This window comes from Cellulosilyticum ruminicola JCM 14822, from assembly GCF_001311925.1.
Lineage (GTDB): Bacteria > Bacillota > Clostridia > Lachnospirales > Cellulosilyticaceae > Cellulosilyticum > Cellulosilyticum ruminicola.
Window position 1 is genome coordinate 1 of sequence record NZ_BBCG01000081.1, and the last position, 11,925, is coordinate 11,925.

10 protein-coding genes are annotated in these 11,925 nt (G+C 31.7%); 2 read left to right on the forward strand and 8 right to left on the reverse strand.

What is annotated here, in order from left to right; translation table 11 throughout:
- On the reverse strand, positions 1–400 hold a 400-nt coding region (locus JCM14822_RS22760), incomplete at its 3' end, for a methyl-accepting chemotaxis protein (protein ID WP_278287242.1).
- A complete protein-coding gene (locus JCM14822_RS16685; RefSeq protein ID WP_054743556.1) occupies positions 400–1,071 on the reverse strand; it encodes a cache domain-containing protein in 672 nt (223 codons plus the stop codon). The genes JCM14822_RS16685 and JCM14822_RS22760, both read right to left, overlap by 1 nt.
- Positions 1,072–1,853: 782 nt before the next feature.
- Here JCM14822_RS16685 and JCM14822_RS16690 point away from each other — a divergent pair.
- Positions 1,854–3,971, forward strand: coding sequence for a pectate lyase family protein (locus tag JCM14822_RS16690; RefSeq protein ID WP_083461529.1), 2,118 nt, complete (start codon positions 1,854–1,856; stop codon positions 3,969–3,971).
- A 211-nt stretch (positions 3,972–4,182) separates the two neighbouring features.
- Here JCM14822_RS16690 and JCM14822_RS16695 read toward each other — a convergent pair whose 3' ends face one another.
- The 5 genes from JCM14822_RS16695 to JCM14822_RS16710 form a co-directional block, all read right to left on the reverse strand.
- A complete protein-coding gene (locus tag JCM14822_RS16695; RefSeq protein ID WP_054743558.1) occupies positions 4,183–4,362 on the reverse strand; it encodes an AAA family ATPase in 180 nt (59 codons plus the stop codon).
- A gap of 363 nt (positions 4,363–4,725) precedes the next feature.
- A complete protein-coding gene (locus JCM14822_RS16700) occupies positions 4,726–5,205 on the reverse strand; it encodes an HTH domain-containing protein (protein WP_054743560.1) in 480 nt (159 codons plus the stop codon).
- A 581-nt stretch (positions 5,206–5,786) separates the two neighbouring features.
- Positions 5,787–5,909 carry a hypothetical protein gene (locus tag JCM14822_RS22765; protein WP_278287243.1) on the reverse strand — a complete coding sequence of 41 codons (123 nt, stop codon included), beginning with the start codon at positions 5,907–5,909 and terminating at the stop codon, positions 5,787–5,789.
- Between the two features lie 797 nt (positions 5,910–6,706).
- A complete protein-coding gene (locus tag JCM14822_RS16705) occupies positions 6,707–7,087 on the reverse strand; it encodes a hypothetical protein (protein ID WP_054743561.1) in 381 nt (126 codons plus the stop codon).
- A gap of 527 nt (positions 7,088–7,614) precedes the next feature.
- Entirely contained in the window at positions 7,615–10,302 is a 2,688-nt protein-coding gene (locus tag JCM14822_RS16710; protein ID WP_054743562.1) for a glycoside hydrolase family 9 protein, read from the reverse strand.
- Positions 10,303–10,418: 116 nt separating this feature from the next.
- Here JCM14822_RS16710 and JCM14822_RS16715 point away from each other — a divergent pair, with 116 nt between their 5' ends.
- Complete coding sequence (locus JCM14822_RS16715) at positions 10,419–11,219, forward strand: AraC family transcriptional regulator (protein ID WP_054743563.1); 801 nt, start codon at positions 10,419–10,421, stop codon at positions 11,217–11,219.
- A gap of 224 nt (positions 11,220–11,443) precedes the next feature.
- On the opposite strand, the gene JCM14822_RS16720 is transcribed toward JCM14822_RS16715, so the two are convergent.
- On the reverse strand, positions 11,444–11,668 hold the full coding sequence (locus tag JCM14822_RS16720; protein WP_054743564.1) for a hypothetical protein: 225 nt from the start codon (positions 11,666–11,668) through the stop codon (positions 11,444–11,446).
- Positions 11,669–11,925: the final 257 nt, after the last annotated feature.

Consider the following 11,925-nt stretch of genomic DNA (forward strand, 5'->3'; position numbering starts at 1 on the left):
GGCATTGGCAAGCTAACTTTCTAATCTCATCAGCAACTACTGCAAATCCTCTTCCTGCAGCGCCTGCTCTAGCTGCTTCAATTGCTGCATTTAAAGCAAGTAAATTAGTTTGTTCTGAAATTGATTTAATAAGCACTGTCATCTCATCAATTTCTTTAGCAAAACTATCAAATGAATAGTTAAGTGTCTCAATCGCTTTTGAAAGTGTACTCATATCACTACAACTTACTGCAACCTGCTGACTTATCATTAATCTGTAACATCTTATCTTATCACTATTTTGATTTAAGTTATTATCTAACTCTGATAGCACATTACTAATATTACATAGTTCACTAGCCTGTTCTTCACAATTTTTTGTTGATCCTTCAAAAGAAACAGAACATATTATTAATTCCATTACCAATATGTTCTGTTTCTTTTGATAATAACATCATATTGACGCATTGTTTCTTCATATGATTCTTGTAAGTCTGCTATCATTTTACCAACTGAAGCTTTTGTTTCTTGAAGTGCCATATCAATATTTGTGATTTCATCAATTACTTTAAATTCTTTCTTATCTAGAGTAAATTCACCTGAAGCCATTCTATTAACATCTTCTTGTATAATACCTAATCTTTTCGCTAACCCATGAGCTATGATATAACTTAAAATACTCATACCTAAAAGCATAATTAAGATTGATAGTGTCATTCCTTGACTAAATCCCTTAAGTCCCGAAAGCATATCATCTAATTCTGTTGTAATCCCCACTGACCAACCTGTGACAGCTGCTAATTCTGCATATGCCGAATTTGTTTTTGCATCTTCAATACGGTTTACCCCATCAATTACCTTTTGAATATCTTGATTAATAATATTTGTTCCATGTTCATCTACTACATAAGCTGTTCCTGTCTTTCCGAAAGAAATATCATTTGTAATAGCTGAGAATTTCTCTGCTTCTTTTGAGAAGAATACAATTCCTATTACTTTGCCATCTTGTTTAATAGGTGCTGTAATAGAAATTTGTAAACCACCATCTGCTTTACTTACAAATGGTGCTGTTAAATAACCTTCTCCATTCATCCCCTTTTTATAGCCAAATCCACTTACAATGCCTCGTAAATACTCAAGTTTATCTTTTTGGCTTACTTCTTCATCATATAATTTACTGAATTAGCTACTAATTCAACTTTCTGTATCTCTAATTCTCTAATTCTATAATTCTACTAATGTTATTTCCTATCTCTAATGCAAAGTTAATTAATAATACTTCTGAGTTTCTTATAAGTGCGTTTTGAGCTAACCCCAACCCAGTTATTAAAGTAATTGCCGAAAATACTAAAATAATACCCTCATACTTAGTAATCAACTACTTTTTAATATTAAACTTTCTCATACTCCCTCCTTAACCATTTTATAATTTTTGTATTTTTCTCTATTATTATATACCATTTTTTTGCATAACTCTCTAATTGTAGTAGATTTTTACTTTATAATAATAAAATTATCTTTATATGTTCTACTTATTTTTTGGTATAACAAAATTATTTTTATAGCATTCTTCTTATTTTTCATATCGATTTTTTATATAAAAATACTCGCACATATTACAGAGACTTATAAGGTATTATTTTTAGCTATTTTGTATAATGAATTTAGTGTTTTTTTAAAAAACTTAATTTTATTTGTGCGCTTTGTATATGTTATTACCTAAAAAATTTTTTATTATTTAATATTGACATTTATATTAAAATTGTTTATATTTATATTAAATATTAAGAATTTGAAGTAAATAAATAGCACATAAACAATTTCAATTATTTATATTTCAATGCAATTTAATACTAATTAAGGGGTGTTTAAATATGAAAAATAATATGTTTATCAAAAAAATGTCTAGATTTTCACAAAAATTAATGCTTACAGCTTTAGCTTCTACAGTAGTTGTTGCACCTGTCGTATCTGTTAGCACACCTGTTTTAGCTGCAACTTTCTCTCAATCTACTTCTTCAGTAACTATTACATCTAGTGAAGGATTTTTAGAATCAGCAGCTGTTACATGGGTGCCTGTAGCAAATGCAAATGGATATAACGTATATTACAAATCAGCTTATTCTAATAACTACAAACAACTTGATACACAATTAATTAGACAATACTCATCTTATATGAGAGCAGACGTACTCGGTCTTCCAGCCGGAAATTATGTCGTTAAAGTTGTTCCTATTATTAATGGCAGTGAAAATGAAGCGAAAAGTGCTACAACATCTACAATCAATGTAACAGCACATACTAGAGAAGGATTTGCTTTTTCTCCTAACTCAGCAATGGGTACAGGTTCTGGTGGTTACAATGATGATGGTTCAGTTCCTTCTGATGCTCAAATCATCTATATTTCAGCTGATACAGTAAATAATGTGGAACTTGATGTTATTACAAATTCTAAAGGTACTACAACAACTTGTAGAGGTCTTGTAAATATTTTAGCTGCACGTCAAAAGGCTTATGATAAACGTCATCTCATTATCCGTATGATTGGAACTATTAATGCATCTGATATTAACGGTCTTAATAGTAGCGGATATGTTCAAATCAAAGGTGTTTATAATACAACTTTTGAAGGTGTCGGCGAAGATGCTACAGTTCGTGGTTGGGGACTTCTCGTTAGAGGTGCACGAAATGTAGAAATCAGAAATCTTGGTGTAATGCTCTTCCCAGATGATGGTATTTCACTTGATACAGATAATGAAAATATTTGGGTACATAATAATGATATCTTCTACGGAACAGCTGGTAGCGACAAAGACCAAGCTAAAGGTGACGGTTCTTGTGACGTAAAAGGATATTCTACTAACGTTACTGTTTCTTATAACCATTTCTATGATTCAGGAAAATGTTCACTTTGTGGTATGAGTGATACTCAAGAATTCTTCGTAACTTACCATCATAACTGGTATGATCACTCAGATTCTAGGCATCCACGTATCCGTGTGGGTACAATTCATATTTATAACAACTACTTCGATGGCAATGCTAAATATGGCGTAGGTGTTACAAAAGGAAGTTCTGCTTTTGTAGAAGCTAACTACTTCAGAAATTGCAAATATCCAATGCTTAGTTCACTTCAAGGTTCAGATATTGCTGATGGAAATATCGGTACATTTTCTAAAGAACCAGGTGGTATGATTAAAGCATACAATAACTATATCGTAGGTGCTAAACGCCTTGCTTATCAAACACAAGATAGCAAACAATTTGACGCTTACCTCGCAGCTTCTAGATACGAGGCAGTACCAAGTTCATACGTTACAGTAAGTGGCGGAACTAAATACAATAACTTCGATTCAAGTTCTGCAATGTATCGTTATACTCCAGATGCACCAGAAAATGTAGAATACAAAGTAACAACTTATGCTGGACGTGTAAATGGCGGAGATTTCTCTTGGACATTTACATCTGCTGACGATACAGATTACAGTGTAAACCAAAATCTTATGGCTGCAATCAGAGGATATCAATCTAATCTTGTTTCTATCGGTGGTAACTCTTCTACTCCTGTAACACCTGTTATCCCTGATGATCCAACACTAGATCCAACACTAGATCCAACACTAGATCCAACACCAGATCCAACACCAGATCCAGTAGTTTTAGCAACTGCACATAACTTTACAACTAACGGTTTAAATAGTAACTTCTTTATTATTAACGGTAATCTTTCTTCATCTAAAGGCACTGTAAACTACAATAATACTGTACTTACAACTTGCTTAAAGATAGAATCATCTACAAACATCACTTTCAATGCAGCAAATGCATCAACTTTAACATTAGTATTTAATACTGATTTCAATGGAAATGTTAAAATTGACGGTGTAAACTACAGAGCTACTAATGGAATCGTAACTACATCTGTAAATGCTGGTTACCACATTATCACAAAAGCTGATTCTACAAACTTATACTACATTGCTTTAAATTAATGTGTATATTCATATAAGCTAAATAAGAAAAGAGGTTTTTATCTGATTTAATGATAAATACCTCTTTCTCTTATGTTAAAGTATAAGCTGGCACACCACCGAAGATGCCCTGATTGTACATCTTTTCTATATTTTGTGCTTCTCTTGGTTTCATATTTAAAAATCTGTTTACTTTACTACCTTGATCTGCGAAAAATGTAATCGCATATTCCTACTCAGGTCTAAAAATAGTATTTGATAATAAATTAGTTGAATGTGAAACTAAAAATATCTGTCCTTTTTGTGTCTGCATCATAAAAAATTTCACAAACAATGCTTCTAATTCATTATGAAATGCACTACTAAATTCATCTATAATTAACATCCCACCATGTTCTATCACATTAAACATAGCAGGCAATAACTAAAGTAAACTTCTACTACCTAGTGATTCCATCGAAAACGTTATGGACTCACTAATACCTTGTCTTTTAAATAAAAGGCTTTACATGGCTAATATGAGATACCGTAGTCTCTCCGATTCGCTCTAGAACTGGATTACTATCCACAAAAACAGTTCCTTTTAATATTTACTCTTTTGTCACATGAGTATCCTTCAGAATCTTATAATTTGTACTCTCAAAATCTAATACAGCTCTTTCTTTAAAAGACTTAAAGTTTTCTATTTCTAATCTTACTAACATCTATATTTTTCACTCCTACAACTTGCCCAAAAACAAAGTGTAATTTTTTTACACTATTTACATCTCTTGTTTTACAAGCCTTCCAGCTCTATCTTTAACTTCTCAATCAAATCATTAGCAGCTGCACCTAAACCCTTTTTAGTTAATTGTACAATCGCAGCCTCTACAGAAGGTAATTTAAAACTTGTCTGATATAACTGTACTTTATTTAAAATATCAACAGGTATACTTATCTCTACTTTTTCTACCTTTTGATGTATAACTTCTTTCTTTTCTTGTTTTTCTTCTTTCTTCTTCTCATACCAAGCTGGTAAAGCAATACATCGTCCTGTCGGTGTCTCCACAAACATTAATCTTGGCTTATTTCCTTTATCTAATCTAATATTACGTTCAATAACTTGTGATAGTGATTGAATAGGATCTTTCGCAGCACTTGGTGCCACTAATTTTCTTTCTTGCGCTAACCTTGCTAAATCTTTAGATTTAAGAGGTTTCTTATGTTCGGCTAAAATCTGAGCCGCCGCTTGTTGTATTGTAATCGTCTTCTCCATCATAGTGCCTCTTATATTCATTTTATGCTATAACTACTAAAACACTGGTATTACAGTATTTTTTATCTATTATAAAAGATATTTTATCACATAATCAATACCATTAATCCCACTTTTATACTATACATACTAAATCATCATCAAGAATAATTTTCTACCATCATTCAGGGATTTTTATCATCGTTTTTTAATCATTTATTGATTATTTAATCACTATATAATCATATCTTCATCACCTTATGATTATTAGTGATTAATTGATGATTATTTAGTGATTATGTATTTTAATGGTATTTTTCCCATTTCTTCTTTTCCCTTTATCATTCTATGTAGCAATGCCCTCAATCTCTTGTGTTTACTAGCTTAATCACATTTGTGATATAACTATTTTACTATGATTAAATCACATCATATCAACATTTCAGCACTTTATAACTTCATTATAAGTTTCTAAAAAATATCTAATCCATTATATTTCAAGAAACACCTATTTTAGCATATATCAACGCATCTACACCTACTATAGAATTAATCAAACATGAATTGCAACTAAACCTACACGCCAAATCGGATATTTACTCTTACAATATTATTTCATCCATAACTTCAAATGCATTATCTTCATCATCAATTTGATGGTCACTATATTCACATTCTCTAAGCGTTCTAAATAACGTTTCTAAAAACGCAAGTTTTAATACCACGCTATTCACCTGACAAAAACTTCAAACTTAACTATCAAAGTCTTAAATCAACTTTTCCATTTTATTTTGCACAAAAGCTAAATCACATTTTGAAATATTGTTAAAGTGGTTAAACTTTATTTTCAAGATATACATTAGTTCTATTATCCCAAGCTCCATTTTCTAAAATGTGTTAAAGTACACGTAATCCACCTAAAAAAATAACTTATATAGTAATTTTTCCTAACAACTGTCAGCTTTTTGTTTTTAGTTTTCCACATCTATCCACAGCTTATCCCCAGTTTTTTATAAACTTTATCTAGGCCTATATTCAACCATCTTAACCCCTTCTTATTTCATACCTCAAATCGCTCTCTAACCTTGCAAACTAATGGAAATACCCAAAAATCCCCCCTTTTAACATCAGCCTCCCCTCAGACCCCTACTTCACCCTATATTTTATATACATAATTTACAAACACATTTTTTATCCACAATTGTATCCAATATAATAAACTGTAAGTTTTTACTAATAACTCCTAGTTTTTCTTATACTTTCATAACTTTTACATCTGCCCTTGCTCTTCATATTTTCTTCCGAGCTGTTTATATATACTAAACTTTTCAATCTCTAATTCTATTTTTTTGCGCTCAAACTGTTATAAATATATTTTGTAGCGCCTCTTCTTTATTCATTTTATATGCATAAATATTTATTTTTAAACATAAAAAAGAAGCACACCAAAACTATCTTTTATTTTCAGCAGTGCTTCTTTCCTATCTCTTTTATCTAAATATATTTCTAATCTATCTTAACTTTACATTCCCGCGCGACAACTATCACTAGGTTTTTCACTGAACATATCTACTCTTCTCTTTTTATTTAAGTAGTTAAGTACACGCATTTTAAAACGCCCTAATTCTCCTAGTTTAAAATAAGTTTCAAGATCTCCAGCTAAAAACAAGCTATCCATTATAAGATATCTTAAATCCTTAAAGTTTTCCTCATTTTCAGCATCTACTTCAAGTGCGCTACACACTTCCATAAGTCTTTGAAATTGTTCCTTTGTGTCCTGCAGTCTAATTCTAATAATTGGCTGCGCATCATTTTGAAAATCTTCATTTACAAGTGTTTCAATCCATGCTGCATATTCATTATTTATAGCTATATAATCTTCATAGATCTCTAATAAGTTCATTCCTTCACCTCTTTCACTAAGCTTTCATTAGCCTTTATTCTTTCTTATCATAACACATATATCTTACCACAACATTCTTGTAAAAAGTAGTTGGCCCCAAATCTACTTCATCTGAGGTATTTATATTTATAGGCAGTAACATGAAGATAGGTTGTTTTTAAATGTATAGGCACCGCTTGTATTTTACGAACATATGTAGCATAAAAAAGCTACTCGTCTCTCCACAATTTGGACAAATAGCTTTACATGATTTAGATTTTATATAGATATGTATTTCTTCATCAGATTCTACCCAGTCATAGACTAGATAATCCTTAGCAAATAATTTTTTATTGATATTTAATTCTTTGTATTTCATTTATAATGTTACCCTTCGTTGATATACTATCAGTCTATCAAAACATAGGAAATAGCTCAACAAAAAATGGCATTCAAAAATACCACTTTTTTGTCGAGCCATCTTTAAAATACCCAAAGTTGAGTAAGAACCTGATACTACTCCCTTTCCCTATTTATAAACAACTTTGTTATTTGATTACTTTACCGTCATAAGTTACAACTGTATTAACTTCTTCAAATCCGCTAATATCTGACCAATCTTCATTAGTAATACGAGCTTGAACTTTTACAGTACCTTCATTTTGTTTTAATTCCATTGCTTTATCAAAGCTTATTTCTAAGTAGTTACCTTTGCTATCTTTACCTAATTTACCATTTGTATTACCTGTTAAAGCTACGTACCATGGAGCTACATTAAGTTGTGCATCACTGCAATCAATCCAGCATTTCATATTTTTTGAATCTGATTTTGTGAAGTAGTATTTAACTGCTACTTTAGATAAATCAATTGCATTTTGGCTTGTTGCTTTAATTTCATATGTTTGATTAACTATGCTATTTCCAGTTGTATTTAACTTTACATCTAATCCTGGATTTTGAGTAACTTCTTGACTGCCGCCTTGTTGATTTCCACCTTGGTTTTCACCTTGTTGATTTCCGCCTTGTTGGTTTTCACCTTGATTTCCTTGAGATGCTTTGCCTACTAAGTCAAGTCTAGCTAAAGCATGTACTAAAGCTGAGTTCCAGTAAATATCTACTTCGTTTGTAGAGTAGCTTTCTGGATCATCAAGATAACATTTAGCTGGAGCTACATCTCTTAAGAATACTTTTGCACGGCTATCTTCAAGTTGAGAGTTTACACCACCAGCAATCATACCCGGAGCTGCTCCTCTAACCATAGATGGTCTATGATGTAATTTTTCTGGATATTTTGAACCGTATCCTGTTACAAAAGACATTGCTAACGCATTTTTACCGAAGCAGTAGTTTACATGTTCTTTTGCATAATCAATATATTCATTATTTGGTGCTATAGCATTAGCTGCTTGCATGTAGATTGCATCATTAAGGATTGCCATATTACTTCCCCAATAGAATACACCTTCATTAGCTGTACCATATGCATCTTCTTTAGTTGCTGCTAATACTTTATCAGCATCTTTTTTGATTTGACCTTTGATTTTCTCAACGATTGCACTGTCTGCTCCTTTTGCTGCTAAGTAAGCATCATTTCCGAAGCTTCCTACACTTTGCCAGTCATATCCTGTTTCGATATTTTGTCCAGCAAGTTTTTTGAATGCATCATTGTATTTGCTCTTACCTGTTGCTTTGAATAATTCTGCTGCTGCCCAATATCTTTCGTCAGCATCTTTTTTATCGCCATATTCACCTGTTACAATGCCAGATGGATTGGTTACGATTTGACTTGGTTGTTGTACTAAGTAATCCCAAGCTTTTTCTGCTGCTGCTAAACATTCATTTGCAAATTTAGTATCTGTATCTTTGAATGTTTCATATCCCATCGCCATAACTGCTGCAAAGTCTCCTGTTGCAGTTGTTGAGATTGGACATACGATAAGTGGTGCTGTTTCTTCATTTGGCATAACATATGAAGGGAAGTCTTTACATGTTACTTTGTGATATACACCACCGTTTGATTTATTTTGCATCTTGAAGAGCCATTTTAATTGACCTTTTACTTCATCTAAGATATCTGGTGTACCATTTCCACTTTCAGGAATGTTTGTATCATCACCAAAAGCAGCTGGATTTACATTATAAGCTGTTATTAAATCTCCTACTGTTTTACTTGTTGCTACAACGTAACGTCCATAGTCACCTGCATCATGCCATCCACCAGAAACATCAATTTTTTCATTAGTTCCGTAGATAGTTGCCATAGTTGTATGACATGTAGGATGGTGCATATTACCAGCATATTTTTCTGGAAGTTCTTCACCACATCTTTGTAAATAGAACATTCTTACTGCATCTTTTAATACATCTTTATATACATCCTCATCAATTTTGAATGTATAAGATTCACCTAATGAATCTGTTGTAATTTTGTATGTACCTGGTGTTGTTACAGATGAGAAATCACCAATATGTGTTGTTTCTTGTGCACCAGCATTAAAGCTTCCAGCACCGATTTTTCCTGTATAAACAGTTTTACCATCAGCCCGAACTACTTTGAATTCTGTATCTTTTACGTCTCCTCTAAATACAACACGTTTAGAATCATTTGGTAAGTAACCTACTTGGTTAAGAATAATATTTTGTTCTTTAACTTCTACTTCACCATCATCTGTAATTCCACTACCATCTAAAAGATATACACCAACATTATCAATAGTTACTGTATGTTCTGGTAAATCTTTTTCATTAACTTTTCCTAAGTTGAATGCAAGTCTTGGCACTTTATCTGTGTCATCTTTCATTGTAAATTCGCCAATAACTGTTTGTGTAGTACTATTAGTATCTACTCTACCATCAATATATCCACGATAATCTCCGCCATTTAATTGGATACGATAGTCAACTTGTCTTGGAATAGATGAAGTAATATCAAATTTTAAAGCATATTTTCCACCTTTGTGAAGTGTAAAACCTTCATTATAAACTTGTAAGCTATAGTTTACGTCCCCTGTATTTGTAATAGTAGCTTTAGCTGCACCGTTTGTATATGTTACGTCCCCTTCTCCGTTTTCACATGTGAAATGAGCCCATGCAAGGTCTCCTTCATTAAAGTTACCGTTAATAACTATGTTTTGTTTTCCATTTACTATGCTAGCACTTGGAGCTGCCATAACTGTTGTTCCCATTGAACTCATAACCATTGCTGCAAGAGCAATCATTGCAAAAGCTTTACGCATTTTAAACATCCCCTTACACATATTATTTTGATAATATTGTAACTCTCTTAATTTACTGCTACAATGATATATCATGTTATATTGCTGATAAATTATGTTCTAAAGGAGGATTTTATATGCAAATTGAATATATTGGTCATAATTATACTCATAATATGGATTTTAAAATTACTCGTCCTAATGGTTCAAATAATTACTTAGCACTTATTATTAAAAGTCCTGCTACTTTTTACATAGATGGACAGCCTATACATACATCTCCTAATACCTTTTTTCTCTATAAAAAAGGATCACCTCAATATTATGAGGCTTATGAACAACCATTTTCTAATGATTGGTTTCATTTCAATCTTGCTCCAAATGAAATTCACTACCTTGAGCAGTTAAATATTCCATTTGAAACACCTATACAACTCATAGATGTTTCCTTTTTCTCACTTCTTATCAAACAAATGGCTTATGAAGTATATTCTGATAATCTTTACAAATCTATAACATTGGATAGATATTTTCAAATTTTTTTCATCAAACTTGCTGAATCTTATAATGCAGCTCATTCAAATGAACTTATACCACGTTATCAACAGCTTGATTTATTACGTAGTAAAATCTATAACTTTCCTTATAAAAAATGGACTGTGGAATGGCTTGCTCATGAAATCACCTTAAGTCCTTGCTATTTTCAAAAACTGTATAAAAAACGTTTTGGCATAACCTGTGCCAATGATATTATCAATGCCAGAATAGAGCTAGCTAAATATAATCTCACAACAACCGACTTATCTATAAAAAATATTGCTGAATTATGTGGTTATGCCAATGATGTTCATTTCATGCGTCAATTTAAGAAAATTACTAATCTTACACCAAGCGAATATAGACTTCAACACATGCAAAAAATAGAATTCACCTCATAATGGCATATCCCATATAAATCATATAAATGATTAGATTCCAAAACTAACGTTTTTGAAGTCTTATTATAGTTACATTTATTTACATCCTCTATTATACTTAATTTTTTACCAATAAATGTATATATCTCTATACTTAAAATTGTATCCGAAGTTAAGATACCTTTTTTTCTTAAGGTATCTTAGCAGTTTATTGAAATTATATGCTCCAATTTTGAAGCCAAACACTATTTTTGAGCGCAAAAGGCCACGAACTGGCATGGCATCCACTTGATATATTCTTTTGTTTGCATTAATTCACGAATCTTACTGTTACTATAACTTTTATTGCTAACCTTAACACTATAGCCCTTTTTTTCTTTTTTACTCGGGCATTGATTACGTAGTGGATAATTTTCACATTGTTCGTTCTTATATTTTGCTGTATGGCTATTTTTACTAAAATAGCTCATTTGTGGTATTTCCTTATTAGGGAATAAGACTATTTTTTGCGTTTCTTCATTTACTTCAAAAGAACTATATGGTAATTTCTCCTATACTGGTGCTTTTCCTATTAATTGACTTGGTTTTAACATGATCCTTGTTTTTTAGCCTTTTGATCCATTTCATAAGAATAGTAAGCACCATCTACTAATACATTGACTTGTGGCACTTTACCAAGAGCATCTATTACATCTTCACAAAATCTAATATCAGAATAGGTGTTAGG

Excerpts from the sequence above, each read along its gene's own strand:
- JCM14822_RS16685 (WP_054743556.1), bottom strand. The coding sequence starts at position 1,071 with ATGAATGGAGAAGGTTATTTAACAGCACCATTTGTAAGTAAAGCAGAT.
- JCM14822_RS16690 (WP_083461529.1), top strand. The coding sequence starts at position 1,854 with ATGAAAAATAATATGTTTATCAAAAAAATGTCTAGATTTTCACAAAAA.
- JCM14822_RS16695 (WP_054743558.1), bottom strand. The coding sequence starts at position 4,362 with ATGTTTAATGTGATAGAACATGGTGGGATGTTAATTATAGATGAATTT.
- JCM14822_RS16700 (WP_054743560.1), bottom strand. The coding sequence starts at position 5,205 with ATGGAGAAGACGATTACAATACAACAAGCGGCGGCTCAGATTTTAGCC.
- JCM14822_RS16705 (WP_054743561.1), bottom strand. The coding sequence starts at position 7,087 with ATGAACTTATTAGAGATCTATGAAGATTATATAGCTATAAATAATGAA.
- JCM14822_RS16710 (WP_054743562.1), bottom strand. The coding sequence starts at position 10,302 with ATGCGTAAAGCTTTTGCAATGATTGCTCTTGCAGCAATGGTTATGAGT.
- JCM14822_RS16715 (WP_054743563.1), top strand. The coding sequence starts at position 10,419 with ATGCAAATTGAATATATTGGTCATAATTATACTCATAATATGGATTTT.
- JCM14822_RS16720 (WP_054743564.1), bottom strand. The coding sequence starts at position 11,668 with ATGAGCTATTTTAGTAAAAATAGCCATACAGCAAAATATAAGAACGAA.